This is a genomic window from Pseudalkalibacillus hwajinpoensis, assembly GCF_039851965.1.
GTDB lineage: Bacteria > Bacillota > Bacilli > Bacillales > Guptibacillaceae > Guptibacillus > Guptibacillus hwajinpoensis_E.
This window is the reverse complement of the sequence record NZ_CP156674.1, coordinates 1,757,087-1,774,441: the sequence shown is the minus strand read 5'-3', so window position 1 is coordinate 1,774,441 and position 17,355 is coordinate 1,757,087. Positions and strand designations below refer to the sequence as shown.

At 41.0% G+C, this 17,355-nt stretch carries 21 protein-coding genes; 15 read left to right on the top strand and 6 right to left on the bottom strand.

Features of this window, described 5'->3' with window-relative positions; all coding sequences use genetic code 11:
- Positions 1-62: 62 nt before the first annotated feature.
- Positions 63-872 (top strand): recombination regulator RecX, encoded by an 810-nt coding sequence (gene recX, locus ABFG93_RS09205; protein ID WP_347552480.1) that lies wholly within the window; start codon positions 63-65, stop codon positions 870-872.
- Here recX and ABFG93_RS09200 read toward each other — a convergent pair.
- Positions 859-1,530 (bottom strand): SDR family NAD(P)-dependent oxidoreductase, encoded by a 672-nt coding sequence (locus ABFG93_RS09200; protein ID WP_347552479.1) that lies wholly within the window; start codon positions 1,528-1,530, stop codon positions 859-861. The genes recX and ABFG93_RS09200 overlap by 14 nt on opposite strands.
- Positions 1,531-1,631: 101 nt before the next feature.
- On the opposite strand from ABFG93_RS09200, the gene ABFG93_RS09195 reads away from it, so the two are divergent.
- The gene (locus ABFG93_RS09195; RefSeq protein WP_347552478.1) at positions 1,632-1,952 is read left to right on the top strand and encodes a YfhH family protein; all 321 of its coding nucleotides are present in this window, start codon (positions 1,632-1,634) and stop codon (positions 1,950-1,952) included.
- Positions 1,953-1,971: 19 nt separating this feature from the next.
- Here ABFG93_RS09195 and ABFG93_RS09190 read toward each other — a convergent pair whose 3' ends face one another.
- Both ABFG93_RS09190 and sspK read right to left on the bottom strand, forming a co-directional pair.
- Entirely contained in the window at positions 1,972-2,130 is a 159-nt protein-coding gene (locus ABFG93_RS09190; RefSeq protein ID WP_347552477.1) for a YpzG family protein, read from the bottom strand.
- 27 nt (positions 2,131-2,157) lie between these two features.
- Positions 2,158-2,313 carry a small, acid-soluble spore protein K gene (gene sspK, locus ABFG93_RS09185; RefSeq protein ID WP_347552476.1) on the bottom strand — a complete coding sequence of 52 codons (156 nt, stop codon included), beginning with the start codon at positions 2,311-2,313 and terminating at the stop codon, positions 2,158-2,160.
- Between the two features lie 137 nt (positions 2,314-2,450).
- On the opposite strand from sspK, the gene ABFG93_RS09180 reads away from it, so the two are divergent.
- Positions 2,451-2,720 carry a YfhJ family protein gene (locus ABFG93_RS09180; protein ID WP_347552475.1) on the top strand — a complete coding sequence of 90 codons (270 nt, stop codon included), beginning with the start codon at positions 2,451-2,453 and terminating at the stop codon, positions 2,718-2,720.
- A gap of 63 nt (positions 2,721-2,783) precedes the next feature.
- On the opposite strand, the gene ABFG93_RS09175 is transcribed toward ABFG93_RS09180, so the two are convergent.
- The gene (locus ABFG93_RS09175) at positions 2,784-3,764 is read right to left on the bottom strand and encodes a metal-dependent hydrolase (RefSeq protein WP_347552474.1); all 981 of its coding nucleotides are present in this window, start codon (positions 3,762-3,764) and stop codon (positions 2,784-2,786) included.
- A 254-nt stretch (positions 3,765-4,018) separates the two neighbouring features.
- Between ABFG93_RS09175 and mutY the strand changes: the two genes are divergently transcribed.
- Together mutY and ABFG93_RS09165 are read left to right on the top strand one after the other, a co-directional pair.
- Positions 4,019-5,110: an A/G-specific adenine glycosylase gene (mutY, locus tag ABFG93_RS09170; protein WP_347552473.1), complete on the top strand. Its 1,092-nt coding sequence runs from the start codon at positions 4,019-4,021 to the stop codon at positions 5,108-5,110.
- Positions 5,111-5,113: 3 nt separating this feature from the next.
- On the top strand, positions 5,114-5,875 hold the full coding sequence (locus tag ABFG93_RS09165) for an SDR family NAD(P)-dependent oxidoreductase (RefSeq protein WP_347552472.1): 762 nt from the start codon (positions 5,114-5,116) through the stop codon (positions 5,873-5,875).
- A gap of 47 nt (positions 5,876-5,922) precedes the next feature.
- Here the strand turns inward: ABFG93_RS09165 and ABFG93_RS09160 are convergent, their stop codons facing one another.
- Entirely contained in the window at positions 5,923-6,117 is a 195-nt protein-coding gene (locus ABFG93_RS09160) for a hypothetical protein (RefSeq protein WP_347552471.1), read from the bottom strand.
- Between the two features lie 152 nt (positions 6,118-6,269).
- Between ABFG93_RS09160 and ABFG93_RS09155 the strand changes: the two genes are divergently transcribed.
- From ABFG93_RS09155 to nikC, 10 genes are all read left to right on the top strand, one after another.
- Entirely contained in the window at positions 6,270-6,479 is a 210-nt protein-coding gene (locus ABFG93_RS09155) for a gamma-type small acid-soluble spore protein (protein WP_347552470.1), read from the top strand.
- Between the two features lie 172 nt (positions 6,480-6,651).
- Positions 6,652-7,326 carry an SOS response-associated peptidase gene (locus ABFG93_RS09150; RefSeq protein WP_347552469.1) on the top strand — a complete coding sequence of 225 codons (675 nt, stop codon included), beginning with the start codon at positions 6,652-6,654 and terminating at the stop codon, positions 7,324-7,326.
- 112 nt (positions 7,327-7,438) lie between these two features.
- Positions 7,439-7,654 (top strand): hypothetical protein, encoded by a 216-nt coding sequence (locus ABFG93_RS09145; protein WP_347552468.1) that lies wholly within the window; start codon positions 7,439-7,441, stop codon positions 7,652-7,654.
- Between the two features lie 203 nt (positions 7,655-7,857).
- Positions 7,858-8,385 (top strand): nucleoside tri-diphosphate phosphatase, encoded by a 528-nt coding sequence (gene ntdP / locus ABFG93_RS09140; protein ID WP_347552467.1) that lies wholly within the window; start codon positions 7,858-7,860, stop codon positions 8,383-8,385.
- 158 nt (positions 8,386-8,543) lie between these two features.
- The gene (locus tag ABFG93_RS09135; protein WP_347552466.1) at positions 8,544-10,262 is read left to right on the top strand and encodes an ABC transporter ATP-binding protein; all 1,719 of its coding nucleotides are present in this window, start codon (positions 8,544-8,546) and stop codon (positions 10,260-10,262) included.
- Positions 10,263-10,450: 188 nt separating this feature from the next.
- Positions 10,451-11,455, top strand: a complete 1,005-nt coding sequence (locus ABFG93_RS09130) for an ABC transporter ATP-binding protein (protein ID WP_347552465.1) — start codon at positions 10,451-10,453, stop codon at positions 11,453-11,455.
- Between the two features lie 14 nt (positions 11,456-11,469).
- Complete coding sequence (locus tag ABFG93_RS09125) at positions 11,470-12,450, top strand: ABC transporter ATP-binding protein (protein ID WP_347552464.1); 981 nt, start codon at positions 11,470-11,472, stop codon at positions 12,448-12,450.
- 29 nt (positions 12,451-12,479) lie between these two features.
- The gene (locus ABFG93_RS09120) at positions 12,480-14,090 is read left to right on the top strand and encodes an ABC transporter substrate-binding protein (RefSeq protein ID WP_347552463.1); all 1,611 of its coding nucleotides are present in this window, start codon (positions 12,480-12,482) and stop codon (positions 14,088-14,090) included.
- An 85-nt stretch (positions 14,091-14,175) separates the two neighbouring features.
- Positions 14,176-15,180 (top strand): ABC transporter permease, encoded by a 1,005-nt coding sequence (locus ABFG93_RS09115; RefSeq protein ID WP_347552462.1) that lies wholly within the window; start codon positions 14,176-14,178, stop codon positions 15,178-15,180.
- A gap of 12 nt (positions 15,181-15,192) precedes the next feature.
- Positions 15,193-16,092 (top strand): nickel transporter permease, encoded by a 900-nt coding sequence (nikC, locus tag ABFG93_RS09110; protein ID WP_347552461.1) that lies wholly within the window; start codon positions 15,193-15,195, stop codon positions 16,090-16,092.
- Between the two features lie 24 nt (positions 16,093-16,116).
- Here nikC and ABFG93_RS09105 read toward each other — a convergent pair whose 3' ends face one another.
- Positions 16,117-17,199 (bottom strand): FUSC family protein, encoded by a 1,083-nt coding sequence (locus ABFG93_RS09105; RefSeq protein ID WP_347552460.1) that lies wholly within the window; start codon positions 17,197-17,199, stop codon positions 16,117-16,119.
- Positions 17,200-17,355 lie beyond the last annotated feature (156 nt).

The window sequence follows — 17,355 nt, the reverse complement described above, 5'->3', positions numbered from 1 at the left end:
ATAATCCTCTAATCAAATGCTCTTACTTCAAAAGTGCTACAATAATATTGGAGGTGAGTGCATTGGTCAAGATTACGCGTATCACAACACAGAAAAATAACAATGAGCGATTTTCGATTTTTATAGAAAAGGGCGTTGGTGAAGAATTCGCGTTTGGAGTCGACATAGACGTCATGATTAACTATGGCCTTCATAAGGGAGTTGAACTGGACGACGAAATGCTTGAAGGGATCCAGTTTGAAGATCAGGTTAAGAAAGGCATGAACTTCGCGTTAAATTACCTGTCTTACCGTATGCGCTCTGAAAAAGAGGTGAATGACTACCTTCTTAAGAAAGAAATGCCTGAAGAAGCAATCCCATCTATTTTCGAAAAGCTTAAGCGTTATGGTTATTTAAACGATCTGGAATTCGCAAAAGCATTCGTAAGAACCAAAATAAACGCAGGTGGCAAAGGTCCTTTTGTTATTGGACAGGAGCTCAAACAAAAAGGAGTTAATAAAAACATGGCTGATAAAGCACTTGAAGAATATTCATATGAGCAGCAGCTAGAACATGCCCGTACTGCAGCAGAGAAAAAAGCAAACAAGCTCAAAAAAGCATCTTCCACGGAGCTTAGACAGAAAGTGAATCAGGAATTAAGAGCCAAAGGCTTTGATCGTGATATTATCCAGGAAGTCATGCAGGAAATTGAGCTTGAAAAAAGTGCCGATGAAGAATGGGAAGCGCTTGTGTTACAAGCACAGAAAGCTGAACGTCGGTATAGCAACCTTGATCGTAGAGAATTTGATCATAAGATGAAGCAGTTTCTATACCGAAAAGGGTTTCCTTTCCCACTCATTAATCGGTACCTGGAACAACTTAACGATCAATAAAGATTTCTGACTGTCCTTCGTCCTGATTAATAATTTGTTTCGCTTTTTCTAATGGTGATTTTAACCTGGTCGAATCCTTTACATGATCTGTATTCGACCAGAAAGGTGTATTCATGCCACCCATATAGACAGCGGTTGCACTTACGCTCGTTCCTTCAAGTTCCTTCCAGAGACTCTCTGTAAATCCTCGCACCGCATACTTTGAAGCAACGTAAACTGCTTCATGATTTTTCCCTTTAAGACCTGCAGTGGAAATGATGTTCATGATACGTCCGCTAACCTCTTTTAAATGAGGAAGAAAAGCCTGAGTCATAAAAATTGTTCCTTTTACATTCGTGTCAATTACGGTATGTACATCTTCTGTTTCAATATCTTCGATTGCTCCAAAAGCTCCCACTCCAGCATTATTCACAACCAAGTCAACAGATAATCCGTCTTGTTTGATTGATTCCTTCATCCGAGCGATTTCTGATGGAACAGTGATGTCGCATAAATAAATTGAGCTCAAGCCATTATTGTTGCTAATGGTCCTGTTAACTTCTTTAAGCGTTTGTCCGGTTCTTCCAACTAAAATGATGTGACTTCCTTTAGATGCCCATTCTTTCGCAAGTGCAGCTCCAAGGCCAGAACCAGCCCCAGTAATTAATATTGTTCTCATTGTATATCACTCCTCTTTGTAAGCGTAGCATATTTTTGTCATAAGCCTTAAAATAAACTATACTTAGGGGAATAGTGAACCATAAGTAATGGAGGCTTGACATGGAAAAGCGTTTCAGTGAAATGAGTGAACAGGAACTGCGAAGTTCTATTGCATTATTAAGCGAGAAAGCACGTCGAGCTGAGCAAATGGGAATGGTGAATGAGTTTTCAGTTCACGAACGCAGAATTGCCCTCGCTAAATCTTATTTGTTAAACCCTGATGATTTTGTTGCAGGTGAACAATATGAAATTGATGGTGACCCTGGTTCGACTTTCATGATCGATTATGTGAACGGAACATTTGCCTGGGGTTATCGGACAGGAAATCGTGAAATAGAAGCATTTCCGATTTCAATGCTCATTAAGAAAGAGCAGCAGTAAAGCTGCTCTTCATTTAGAACTATGATCGTTTTCTGGTTTGAACCTGGAGAACGATATCGTTGTATGCCTGTTGAGTTTGTCCGTTTACCTGATGATGGGCGTGTTTTGGATTGGCGTGAGGAGCTTGAAATGGATCTTGATATTTCGGATGAAGTCGATCACGGTTATCTTTACCCAAAGGTACCGCCTCCTGTTGAAATGAGAGTTAACCCTGTCGATTAGCTGTACGGTTTGAAGCGTTCATACGCTCCTGTGGTTGAGTATTTGTAGTCCCGTCAGCCCGTTTCGATGCAAACTCTTCTTTTGCACGTGGTTCACCTGAAAATTTAGCATCTGGAAATCCCGTTTTCTTATTTCTCATGTTTCTGCGCCCCTTTCAACGATTAGTCCTTAACAGGCACAGAATTAGTATGTGGATATACGATGAGAGATATGTGAGAACGGCGAATCTTATCGACCCGGAAAGCAATGGAAAACAACATGAAAGGAGAATGCCTGATGGAAGATCTATTTCAAAGGCTTACTCACAACCTTCTTGAAAAAAATGACCATCTCTCGTATGGACAGGCGAGAACGATGGTTGAACTGCTCTGGGAAGATTTTGAGGCTTCACGAGCAAAGGCTGGAAGAGAATATAAAGGCAGTGATGTAACAGAGAAAATTGTAAAGCAGTGGATTGATTATTATGGCCCTGTTTTACATGATTTTATGATGAATAACCCCAAATATAAGGGATATTTCGGAGATGATCGAAGCATCAAGCACTAATACAAAACCGGTTGGACATTTGTCCAGCCGGTTTCTATTTTGGTCAAACATTCGAAGTGTGACTTAGTCGACAGCAGGGTCTAATTTTTTCCTTAAAGTGTCTTCGCTGTAAACCCAGCCTGTATAAGAGCTTGTAATTTCAAGCTGGTCTTCCATCTGTACGACTGCTACGAACGGATAGTGACCTTTATTTCGGTAACGAAGATCAATGAAGCGAACTTCGTAACCGACTTCCTTTTCTTCAATTTCCCAGCGATAAACAGGGGAGAATGAGAGGAAGGCACTTAAATTTGGATCTTCTTTAGCGGACTCAAGTACTGGTGTCTTCGGAACAGGAACGCGATCGAATTCATCCTGAACATGAATGGTGGTTCCTTCAGCACGAGCAACATAGAATTGTGTTTCAGATTTTACAGCAATATGCCATCTGCTCCACCGTATTGTAGGTGAAACAATGACTTCAACAGCGTCCGGAATGCGTTCTTTAACGGCAGAGATGACTTTGTGTTGTTCGTAAATCCTCCAACAATAATACAGGATCATTATTCCATATATTGCCAGGAAAGTATAACCGGGATTAAAACCGAAATACCAGAGGATCAGTCCACCAATGTGACTTAAGAAGATAAATGGATCAAATATATTGATTACGCCAAGCGCTACCCATCTATTCGAAAGGGGTCTAATTGCCTGTGTTCCATAAGCATTAAAAATATCAACAAATACATGGAGAAAGACAGCTAGAAATGTCCAGAGCCAGAGGTGGAGCCAGTTAGTTTCTGGATAGAAAAGCATGATCCCGCTGCTTATAATGATTGGCCATGAGAGAACAGCCGGAATGGAATGTGTTATCCCACGATGGTGGCGGATGTAAACCGCATTGTTCTTTAGTTTAAGCACTGTGTCAAAATCCGGTGCCTGGGATCCAATCAATGCTCCGATTAGAACGCTTTGAGCGGTAATGGGGTCCTGCGCGATAGCTGGATCCAATGTTGCAAGAGCTCCAATCCCAAGTCCCATGACCACATGTGTCCCAGTATCCATAGGGTAAGAATCCTCCTTATGAGACGCTTCCGTAAAAATTCGTATACAGAATTTGTAGCGGTAACATTAAATCAATAATTTTCGTTCGTTCTATACTTAGTTATACCCAAATAGTCGCATAGTGAAAAGTTAAAAGGTGATTGAAAAGGTATGATACGTTATTATATGTGTTAGAAGAAATTTGAGGAAGTTTGAGAGAAAAGTGAAATAATTCTTTACATTACCATTACTATACCATATCGGAGAGTTGATTCATGCCTGATAAAGTGACAGACCTTCTACAATTTATTGATAAAAAGCAATTTCAAAAGGATTTAATTTCCTGGTACCAACAAGAAAAAAGGGAACTGCCATGGCGGGAGAATCAGGATCCATATCGAATATGGGTTTCTGAAATTATGCTTCAACAAACGAGAGTAGATACTGTCATTCCTTATTTCGAGCGATTTATGAATAAGTTTCCCACAATAGAGGCGCTTGCTTATGCAAATGAATCAGATGTATTAAAAGCCTGGGAGGGACTTGGCTATTATTCAAGAGCAAGAAACCTGCAAAGCGCCGTTCGAGAAGTAGCAGAAACTTATAATGGAACTGTTCCGAATAATCCTGATGAAATAGCCAGGCTTAAGGGGGTTGGGCCTTATACAGCGGGGGCAGTTCTTAGTATTGCCTATAATATCCCAGAGCCTGCAGTTGATGGAAACGTGATGCGAGTCCTATCCAGAATTATTGGAATATGGGAAGATATAGCAAAACCATCAGCGAGAAAAACATTTGAGGAAGCAACGAGGCAGCTTATTTCTAAAAAAGACCCTTCTTCGTTCAATCAAGGAATGATGGAACTTGGTGCATTAATTTGTACCCCCAAGTCACCGTCTTGTCTACTTTGTCCTGTCCAGGACCATTGTCTGGCCTTTCAAGAAGGATCACAGGAAGAGCTGCCTATTAAATCTAAGAAGAAAGCCCCGAGACCAGTGCCTATTGCAGGTGTCGCTCTCCAGGATTCAAGCGGTAAATATCTCATACGGAAACGGCCTGAAACTGGTCTTCTTGCTAGCCTTTGGGAATTTCCGAATGTTGAATTAACAGATGTAGGGCCAAAAGAAGAGCAATTAAAAAGACATCTACACGATATGCATGAAGTCGAAGCCACAATTGAGGATGAAATATCATCCTATCACCATATTTTCAGTCATCTTAAGTGGCATTTAACTATCTATAAAGGTAAATGCAATGGGCTTATTGAGAGCGAGAACATTAAATTAGTGGATGTTAATGAAATGAATCAATATGCTTTTCCGGTAGCCCACCAAAAAATTGTAGCTATCATTAAGAAAGGGGAGTAGAAAATGGATTTAAACTTAAAAAACCGGAGGGTTTTAATAACCGGGGGATCAAAAGGAATAGGAAAAGCGATTGCAAAAGCATTTTACGAAGAAGGTGCCAAAGTAGGCATATGTGCTAGAAATCGAGAAGATCTAGAACAAGCAAAAAGTGAAATTGGAGAAAACCTTGCCATATTCGAAGCTGATATTACGGAAGAACGGACACGTGCTCAGCTTATTGAATCATTCTTGGTGGCGTTTGGTTCAATCGATATTCTAGTTAATAACGCTGGTGGAAGTAGCGGGACAACAATTATGGAAACGGAGGTATCTCAATTTCATAAAGCAATGGAATTGAATTTCTACTCAGCCGTACATCTCAGTCAGATGGCTGCAGCTGAAATGAAGAACAGAGGAAATAGGGCAATCGTAAATATCTCTTCTATTTATGGTCGGGAATCCGGCGGCAAACCTACTTATAATAATTCTAAGGCTGCGATGATTAGCTTTACGAAAGCAATGGCAGATGAGCTTATTGGCTCAGGCATACGTGTTAATGGCGTGGCTCCCGGAGCCATTCTTCATCCATCAGGTAACTGGCAAAAGCGTCTTAATGAAAACCCTGAGAAAATCAATGCTTTTGTTGAACGAGAAATTCCTGGAGGCAGATTTGGCACACCCGAGGAAGTCGCGAGTACAGTCGTCTTTCTCGCTTCAGATAAAGCTTCGTGGATTGCTGGTGCGACAATCAATGTTGATGGTGGTCAGTCAAAATCGAATTTCTAATAACGAAAAAGTAGCACTCCTTAACAAGAGTGCTACTTTTTTCGTTATTAATCGGGAATAAAGGCTGAGAGACCGCCTCGCTGTTCAATTTCTTTCATTATTTCTTTGTGTATTGCGACGCCTTCGCTGTTTAAATAGGGGGCAATTTGCTGAAGGCTATAATGGAAAAAAGCCAGTTCATCATCTGCCCAGTCATCTTTTGCCATCATTGAAAGTTCTGTCATATCTCTATGGTGGTTCATACTATTTCCTCCTTTTTTATCAACTTAGTGTGCAGCATAATCAAACAGGCTATGAACGAACAAATTAAAAATATTAGGATTTCCTTTTTTAAAATATCGTACATAACAATGTGATAACTGGTTATTCTATTGTTTGTGGGAGGTGATAAGCCATGGCAAAGAAACCAGGACAAACACAAGCTGGAACAAGCATTCAACAAGTGAAACAGCAGAACCAACAAGCTTCTGCTGGTAAAGCAGGTCAGCAACAATACGGTGCTGAATTTGGTAGTGAAACGGATGCTCAAGAAGTAAAAGCTCGTAATGCGAAGTCTGCTCAAAACAAACAGCAAGCTTCTTCTAACAATCAGCAACAACAATAATGTACTCCCAGGCAGGGCTGACTAGCCCTGCTTTTTAATTTGGATTCTAATAGGAAACGGTGTCGATCTTTTTGGATCATTTATGCTACATGAGGAAGAATTCCTCCTCTGAGATAACAGGAATTTCGGTAATGACGACGAACCAAATAACTTAAGGAGTAGGAGGGGTTTTATGTGCGGTCGATTTTCACTAACAACAGAACTTGATGCGTTACTTGAACGCTTTCAAATTGAAGAAATTAGTATGGAAGACACCGGTCCAAGGTACAATATTGCACCTGCACAGCAGATTCCTGCTGTCATTCGGGCGAATAACAGAAATCGGATGGGGACGTTACGGTGGGGATTGATTCCATTTTGGGCAAAGGATGCTTCTATTTCAAATAAATTAATCAATGCACGGAGCGAAACAGCAGATGAGAAAGCAAGCTTTAAACATGCGCTTCAAAAACGTCGGTGCTTAATTCTTGCTGATGGATTTTATGAATGGAAGCAAACGGCAGATCGTAAAGTTCCTATGCGTATTCAGATTAATGGGGGTGAACCGTTTGCGATGGCAGGATTGTGGGAGAAATGGAAGGACGGAGAAGAGTCGATTTATACATGCACGATTTTGACAACAGGTGCCAATGCGTTTATGGAGAACATACATAGTCGAATGCCAGTGATTTTAACAAAAGAGATGGAAGAGATCTGGCTTGATACAAATGGTGAAGATATGCAAATAGTAAAAGACTGTATGCATGCCTATCCATCAGAACAAATGCATGCCTATGAAGTGTCGACACTCGTTAATTCACCTAAAAATGATGTCCTTGAGTGTATAGAGCCAATTGAAAACATGTGACAAAACTTCCTACTTCTCTACACAAATAGCCAAAGGAGATCCTCTTTCATTATTGAATTTCTTTTCTGATGACAAATTGGTTTAACGAAATGAGGATGAAAGGAGAGGTCGCATGGACCGATTCGATGAGCTCATTCAACAGCAACTTAAGCTTGCCGATCAACTGATTCATACGAGGGAAGAAATTCAACAATTAGAGGTCCTTGATTATTCTGAAGCAAGGAAAAGCATGTTAATAGAAAGAAAAAACGATCTATCCAGGATGGAAAATGATTTTGAAAGTCTTATTTCAGCAGTAATAACCTGTTTTGAAAAAACGCCGATTTAAGGAAAACGGGCAGCGCCATTCACCTCGAATGGCGCTTTTATTTTAATTTTAATTTGTTAAGCGTTATAATAGAGAAGAATATAGATGAGGTGTAAAATTTTGATGGTATGTATTGAACGGTAAGAAAGAAAGGATGCTGTGAGTCTGCCTGTTTGTAAAAGGCATTCATCGTTTTCCGGAATTTCTTAAGAAAGGAGAAGAAGATGAGTTTCCCAACGACCGGGACGAGAATTCAAATTCAAAGCTATAAACATCGCGGAACGTTACATCGTACATGGGAAGAAAGCATTGTACTTAAAGGTACTTCTAAAGAAATAATTGGGGGCAACGATCGTATTCTCGTGACAGAAGCGGATGGAAGACAGTGGAGAACGCGTGAACCTGCGATTTGCTATTTTAGTGCCAACCACTGGTTCAACGTCATAGGTATGATTAGAACGGATGGGTTATACTACTACTGTAATCTTGGAACTCCGTTTACCTACGATGAAGAAGCATTAAAGTATATCGATTACGATCTTGATATTAAGATTTACCCTGATATGACGTTTAAGCTTCTAGACGAAGATGAGTACGAAGTGCACCGTGAGGAAATGAATTATCCCGAAGCGATTGACCGCATCATACAACAGAATGTTAAGGAGCTGATGAATTGGATTCATCAGCGTAAAGGCCCGTTTGCACCAGGGTTTGTAGATCAGTGGTATGAACAATTTCTTCAATATAGGTAAGAAAAACCTGTTGAATATTATTCAACAGGTTTTTATATGATAACTCTGTGGAAAGCGGTCACTAGACAGTTAGCACAGTCTCTATGAAAAAACAACTTGTTCTGCAAAGGACGTGTTTAGCTAAAGGATGATGTCATCTGGGTAGTATAAAAAGATATATGACGTTTGTCAGACCTTATCGTAAACAAATTGGTATAACCATTGGAATTGGGATATTAAAATTTGGAATTCCGCTTCTTTTACCTTTGATATTAAAATATGTGATTGATGATGTTATCAATGCAGAAATGCCGGTTGGTGATAAATATGAACAACTTATGTGGTTAATGGGGGGAGCTTTCTTCCTCTTTGTTATTGTAAGACCACCGGTGGAATATTTCAGGCAATATTACGCGCAATGGATTGGTAGTAAAATTCTTTATGATATTCGAGATAAGCTTTTTGCCCATATTCAACAACTCAGTTTAAAGTTTTATTCAAATAATAAAGCAGGCGAAATTATTTCAAGGGTTATTAATGATGTCGAACAAACAAAGACATTCGTTATTACAGGAATGATGAATGTCTGGCTTGATCTTATTACGATTATTATTATTATCGTGATCCTGTCGTTTATGAATATTTGGTTAACCCTTGCTGCGATCATCCTTCTCCCATTGTATGGATTATCAGTTAAATTTTTCTATAAGAGATTACGTGATTTAACGAAGGATCGCTCACAGGCTCTTGCAGAAGTTCAAGGTCATCTTCATGAACGTGTTCAGGGCATGTCGGTGATTCGGAGCTTTGCGCTTGAAGATTATGAACAAGAACAATTTAATAAACGCAATTCAAAATTCCTGGATCGAGCGCTGGACCATACACGATGGAACGCAAAAACATTTGCAGTGGTCAATACAATTACAGATGTTGCTCCCCTTATTGTGATTGCGTTCTCAGCATACCTCGTAATTTCTGGTAGCCTGCAAATCGGGGAGATGGTCGCGTTTGTCACGTATATGGATCGTCTTTACAGTCCGCTGCGTCGTCTGGTGAACTCTTCTACAACGCTTACCCAGTCAATCGCATCAATGGATCGCGTGTTTGAATTTGTGGATGAGAAATATGATGTTGTTGACCGTGATGATGCTAGAACGTTAACAAATGTAAAAGGTGATATTAGCTTTCAGGATGTGTCATTTAAATACAATGAAAACGATCTTCCGGTGTTAAAGGGAATTAACCTTGATGTTCATGCAGGGGAAACCATTGCACTAGTAGGAATGAGCGGGGGAGGTAAGTCTTCGCTCGTAAGTTTAATTCCAAGATTTTATGATGTTACAGGGGGAAGTGTGCTTATTGATGGCACTGATATCCGCGATTATCAGGCTAGGAGTGTTCGCGATAATATTGGAATGGTTCTTCAGGATAATATATTATTTAGTGAATCTGTTCGAATGAATATTATGATGGGTAATCCGGAAGCTTCAGAAGAAGCTGTCATCCAGGCGGCTAAAGCCGCGAATGCTCACGAGTTTATCTCAAATCTTCCAGAAGGATATGATACACCTGTTGGGGAACGTGGCGTTAAGTTATCAGGAGGACAAAAACAGCGTATTGCTATTGCGAGAGTTTTCCTTAAGAATCCACCAATTCTCGTTCTAGATGAAGCGACGTCAGCACTAGATCTTGAAAGTGAACATCTGATTCAGGAAGCACTTCAAGATCTTGCAAAGGATCGAACAACGTTTATCGTTGCTCATCGTCTGGCAACCGTTACTCATGCAGATCGCATCGTGGTAGTGGAAAATGGCCAAATTTCAGAAAGTGGTAATCACCTGGAATTAATGAAGAGAAAAGGGTCATACCATAATTTATTCCAGGTTCAAAACTTATGAAATCACATCAAAAAAGCACCCGAATCGGGTGCTTTTTTGTGTTTAAGAGCACATTATCGCATAAAAGCGTCAAAAAAAGACAGAAAATTACCTCAATACACATTGCTAATCTGTCAAATTAATGTAATAATGATAAACAGATTTTAGTTAAATTAAAAAATTCTGAATTTGGTGAAAGGGGTGAGAGAGTGGAACAGCCCGTGTTAAACGTCAGCAGGTTAGAAACTCACTTTTTTACCGATGACGGTGAAATTCCGGCAGTCGACTCCGTAGATTTTCATGTTAATAAAGGAGAAGTACTTGGGATTGTAGGCGAATCGGGTTCGGGGAAAAGCGTAACATCATTATCCATCATGCAGCTCATACAGGCACCGGGAAAAGTTGTGGGTGGAGAAATTACATACAAAGGCGAAAACCTGCTTACGAAATCGGAAAAAGAAATGCGGAAAATTAGAGGGAATGAAATCGGGATGATTTTTCAGGAGCCGATGACATCGCTTAATCCTGTGTTTCGAATTGGAAATCAGCTTATCGAAGGTATTCGAATACATAAGAAATGGGACAAAAAGAAATCGTGGGCACACGCGATTTCCATACTTAAGCTTGTAGGACTTCCGAGAGCTGAGGAGCTAATGAATGAATATCCGCATCAACTTTCTGGCGGGATGAGGCAGCGTGTCATGATTGCCATGGCGATGGCATGTGATCCTGAGGTTTTAATCGCGGATGAACCGACAACGGCACTTGATGTAACGATTCAGGCTCAAATTCTTGAATTAATGAAGAAATTGAATCGAGAGATGAATACATCGATTATTTTAATTACCCATGATTTAGGCGTGGTGGCAGAAATTTGCGATCGGATTGTTGTGATGTACTCAGGAAAGATTGTTGAACAGGGAAAGACAAATGACATATTTCAACATCCAAAGCACCCGTATACGATTGGTCTTATTGAATCAGTTCCAGATGTTCGTGTTCGAAAAGACCGACTTTATTCTATTCCGGGAAACGTACCGAAGCCAGGATCAATTAAAAAAGGGTGTCACTTTGCACCGCGTTGCAGCTTTGCCTTTGATAAGTGCTATGAAGAAACCCCAGTGTTACTCGATGCAGGGTCTGCTCAGCAGGCAAGATGCTGGCTTCATGAAGAAGAGGGTAAAGCAGCTGTATTAGATAGAGTAAATAGCTAAAGGAGGCGCCTATATTGCAGGAAGCATTACTGGAAGTAAAACAGCTTAAGAAGCATTTCCCAATCGAGGGAGGCGTGCTCAAACAGCAGATAGGGACAGTAAAAGCCGTTGATGATGTAACCTTCACGCTACATAAAGGGGAAACTTTCGGACTGGTTGGTGAAAGTGGGTGTGGAAAGTCCACTACAGGGCGTATGTTGATGCGTCTTTTAGAACCCAGTGAAGGAGAAGTACTTTTCGATGGAAAGGAAATGACTTCACTGAATAAAAAGGATCTACGTCATCTCAGGAAGGATATCCAGATGGTGTTTCAAGATCCATTTGCTTCGCTTAATCCCAGGCATACCGTTGAGAAAATTATTGAAGAACCTCTCATTGTTCATAAGCTTGGTAACAAAAATGAACGAAAAAAACGTGTAAGAGAACTTCTCGATATTGTAGGACTTAGCTCTTATCATGCAAAAAGGTACCCGCACCAATTCAGCGGAGGGCAGAGACAAAGAATCGGGATAGCACGCGCTCTTGCTGTTAATCCGAAACTGATTATTGCAGATGAACCAGTTTCAGCACTGGATGTATCAATTCAGGCTCAAGTACTCAATCTTCTTGAGGATCTCCAGAAGGAGCTTGGATTAACATATTTGTTTATTGCTCACGACCTTGGAGTTGTAAGGCACATTAGTGATCGGGTCGGAGTGATGTACCTTGGCCGCATCGTTGAGATGGCAGATAGTGAAAAGCTTTATCTCAACGCTAAACATCCGTATACACAGGCTCTTCTTTCAGCAGTGCCAGTTCCAGATCCTGAATATGGGAAAGATAGAATTATACTTACAGGGGATGTGCCAAGCCCGTCTAATCCGCCAGCTGGATGCCCGTTCCATACCAGGTGCCCGAAGGCGATGGATGTGTGCAGCTCAGTTGTTCCTGAATTCAGGGAAGTTGAACCGGGACACCATACAGCGTGTCACCTGTATGAAGAAGACCTTGTATAAATAACAAACATGACTAAAGGGGGAAGACGATGAAGAAGACTATTTATTCGTTAGTATTTGTATTGCTTCTTTCGATTGGACTTGCTGGTTGCGGCGGTTCAAACGAAACGAATGGCAACGGTGGGGGCGACTCAGAAGGAGGCGAAGCTTCCGGCGGTACGCTAATCTTTGGACGTGGTGGAGACTCCGTTTCTCTAGATCCTGCGTCTGTAACAGATGGGGAATCATTTAAAGTAACAAAGAACATTTTCGATACACTACTTGATTATGGCGATGATAATACGGATGTCCAGGAAGCTCTTGCAAAAGACTGGGAAGTTTCCGAAGATGGTAAAACGTATACATTCACTCTACGCGAAGGCGTTAAGTTCCACGATGGTACTGATTTCAACGCTGATGCTGTTGTGTACAACTTCGAGCGCTGGATGAATGGTACGGAAGAAGCGTTCTATTATTACAAATCCATGTTTGGTGGATTTAAAGGCGATGAAGGACACGTTATTGAAAGCGTTACAGCAACAGACGATTACACGGTTGAATTTAAGTTGAAGCGTCCACAGGCGCCATTCCTTAAAAATATCGCGATGTCACCATTTGCAATTGCAAGTCCTGATGCACTTGAGAAACAGGGGGACAAGTTTGGTGAGAATCCTGTAGGTACTGGTCCATTTGTGTTTGATCAATGGAGCCGAAATGACAAAATTGTACTTAATAAGAATGAGGACTATTGGATGGAAGGTTATCCGAAGCTTGATAGTGTCATTTTCAGAGCGATCCCTGATAACTCAGCACGCCTGAATGCACTGATGGCCGGCGAGATTGACTTGATGGATGGACTTAACCCATCTGATGTACAACAGGTAGAAGATAATCCAGATCTTCAAACATTCTTCCGCCCGTCTATGAACGTAGGGTATCTTGGTTTGACAACAAATCGTGGTCCATTAAAAGACAAGCTTGTTCGTCAGGCTTTAAACCATGCTGTTGATAAGCAGGCGCTTATTGATTCGTTCTACGCAGGTCAGGCAGAGCCGGCAAAAAACCCAATGCCTCCTGTTATCGGTGGCTATAATGATGAAATCGAACCTTACGAATATGATGTAGAGAAGGCGAAAGAACTTCTTAAAGAAGCTGGCTATGAAGATGGATTCGAAATGGAACTTTGGGCAATGCCAGTTCCACGTCCATATATGCCAGATGGTCAAAAAGTAGCTGAAGTTCTTCAAAAGAACTTTGCTGAAATTGGTGTAAAAGCTGAGATCAAATCTTATGAGTGGGCAACGTATCTCGAGAAGGCTCGTAATGGTGAAGCGGATAGTTTCCTTCTTGGTTGGACTGGAGATAACGGTGACGCTGATAACTTCCTATATGTTTTGCTTGACCAGGATAACATCGGAAGTAATAACTACACGTATTATGAAAATCAAGAGCTTCATGACATTCTGATTGAAGCACAATCAACTCCAGATGAAGAAGAACGGAATAAGCTATATGCAGAGGCGCAGGAAATCATCCATGAAGATGCACCGTGGATTCCACTTGTACACTCCAAGCCAGCACTTGGTGGTAAAAGTTCAATCGAAGGGTTTACTCCACACCCAACTGGCTCTGACAAACTTACTAAAGTAACAATAGAGTAGAAAAAGGGAGGGGAGTAACTCACTCCCCTTTATTACATAACTGATTGCATTCATGAATTGTACATAAGGAAGAAGAGGTGAGTACATGCTTGCTTATACAGTAAGAAGACTGTTAATGCTTATCCCTGTTTTATTTGGGATGACACTGATCGTGTTTTTCATGATTCGAGCGATTCCTGGAGACCCAGCACAGGTTATTCTTGGTCAACAGGCAACAGAGGAAGCGATTAAGAGTTTAACGAAACAGCTTGGACTCGATCAGCCATGGTATCTTCAATATGTAGACTATATTAAAAACTTATTTACCGGCGACCTTGGCACGTCTCTTAGAACGAGTTCAGACATTAGCGGAGAGATCTGGCCGTACCTTGCTGCAACTCTCGAATTATCACTTGTAGCCATGGTTATTGCGATCTTTATCGGTGTTAATGCGGGAATCATTAGTGCATGGTTTCAAAATTCATGGTTTGACTACACCGCAATGGTACTTGCGCTTGTTGGGGTTTCGATGCCGGTTTTCTGGCTTGGTTTGATGGAACAGTGGGCATTCTCCCTTGAGCTTGGTTGGCTACCATCAACAGGTCGTGAAAATGTACGAAATCCGGTTGAAGCGATCACTCATCTTTATCTCATTGATACGCTTATCCAGGGTAGAATGGATCAGTTTGTTGAAGTGATTAAGCACTTGATCTTGCCAGGAATTGCACTCGGAACGATTCCGATGGCAATCATTGCTAGAATGACGCGATCAAGCATGCTTGAAGTAATGCGTTCTGATTTCGTACGTACTGCACGAGCGAAAGGAACAGGTATGTTCTGGGTCGTGTACAAGCACTCTCTTAAAAATGCATTTATTCCTGTATTAACCGTCATTGGTTTGCAAATGGGGCTTTTGCTTGGTGGTGCTATTCTGACAGAAACCATCTTTGGCTGGCCTGGTATTGGACGTTATATTTACGATGCTATTAACTTCAGAGATTACCCGGTTATTCAATCTGGTATCTTAATTGTTGCGATTATCTTTGTGTTTATTAATTTAATTGTCGATCTGCTATATGCTGCAATTGATCCTCGAATCAAATACAACTAAGGGGGCTTCGAAATGGCTGAAATTGCTCCGCAAAAGCAAGTGAATGTATCAAAGCAACCAGACGAAGAAGTAATATCACCATGGCGTGAAGCCTGGAAGGGATTCAGGAGAAATAAGCTGGCAATGGTCGGTATGGGAATCGTTCTCTTTTTTATTCTTCTTGCCATATTTGCCGGAGTGATTGCTCCGGAGGGAATCAATGAACAGAAATTATCTGAGCGACTTCAATCGCCATCAGCCAGTCACTGGTTTGGAACTGACGATTTTGGTCGGGATATTTTGTCGAGAATTATCTACGGTGCGCGCATCTCATTATGGGTAGGATTCTTTGCCGTTCTCGGTTCAGCAGCAGTAGGAAGCTTACTTGGTATGATTGCAGGTTATTATGGACGACTTGTAGATACAATTATTTCTCGTATCTTTGACATCATGCTTGCCTTCCCGAGTATTCTTCTTGCGATCGCTGTTGTAGCTGTACTTGGACCGTCACTCAGGAATGCTTTGATCGCGATTGCGATCATTAATATTCCGAACTTTGGGCGGCTTGTTCGTTCAAGGGTGTTAAGTGTAAAACAGGAGGAGTACGTGATGGCGGCGCGGGCTGTTGGAATGAAAGATTCAAGGATCATTTTTCATCACGTGTTGCCAAACTCTCTTGCACCCATTATAGTTCAGGGTACGCTTGCGATTGCAACGGCAATCCTTGAAGCGGCAGCACTTAGCTTCCTTGGTCTTGGAGCACAGGCACCGCAACCAGAGTGGGGAAAGATGCTTGCAGACTCTCGCTCCTATATCATTCAAGCACCATGGACGGTATTCTTTCCGGGGCTAGCGATCATGTTAACGGTCCTCGGATTTAATTTACTCGGAGATGGTCTTCGTGACGCACTTGATCCAAAAATGAAGAAATAAAAAAATCAGCCGAGGCTGATTTTTTTATTTTGCGTGAAGTTCCTGGATGTCGACTTCATTTTCTTCTTGATGATATGAATGGAAACTATCTACGAGCAAATCGAGGTGTTCAAGATGATCGTTATAATCAATAATCATCCCGATTAAAGGGAAGATGGTCATCCAGAGCTCACGGTTACACTCGCCACTTTCATAGAGATCCACATAGAGTTCAGTTAAAGTAGATTCCCCTGATCCTACGTTATTCAACATTTCCTCAGGTGACTGATGTCTTACTTTTCCGATATACTTCAGGTGAATACGTTCATGATAATTCGTTAACTGATCAAGGTGAGTTTGAATTAACCTTCTTACTTCATCTGGCATGATTAATATTTTAACGTCAAGCTGGTCGAGCATTTTTAGAATAGCAAGCGACTTTTCGGTCGTTGCAATCATCTGTCTGAACAGAACTAGCTTTCGCGCCTTTACATAGTCACGTCTCTTGAAGTAGGTACGTTCTTCTTTATAAAGAAGAAAATATTGATCACTCTTAACCGTATCTTCTTTTAATTTAATTAGATTCTCTTTAAGCACTTTGTGCTCAGCATCGTTCCTGGTTGCAAGCCTTATCCATTGCGAAATGTATTCCGTATTGCTAACAATTTTATGAAACAACTTCGTTTCATATTTCGGGGGGAGGAATATTAGGTTTACAAAAAAAGAACTAATTACCCCGATCATAATAACTGAAAAGCGGTTTAAAGCAAACGATATGAATTCCTCTTGAGGCGCGTTCATGATCAGAATAACCGTTACAATGGCTAGCGGGATTGTGCTTTCTATTTTTAATTTAATATTAATCGCGATAATAAGGATGGCACCAAGGCCGATTACAATGGGCTGGTTGCCGAATAAAAGGACAAGGATCACGGCTAAAAATGCACCTATGATATTTGATTGGAATTGTTCAATAATGGATTGATATGATCTGTAAATAGATGGCTGAATCGCAAATAAAGCGGCTACTCCAGCAAAAGACGGTGGCTCTAAACCAAGCCAGGTTGCAATGTAAAGTGCGATTGTAATCGCAAGCCCTGTTTTAAAAATACGGGCACCAAACTTCATTCTATTCTAAGTCCTTTCGTCGAGTACTTTAGTATAAAGAGTGTCCTCTATTTACTCTTTTAAACATATGAGACGTACTAGTTATACATCGGAATGGTCAGGATAGCAAGCCCTATTTTATGTGAAATAGAAGAATAGTAGAAAAGACAGAATGAA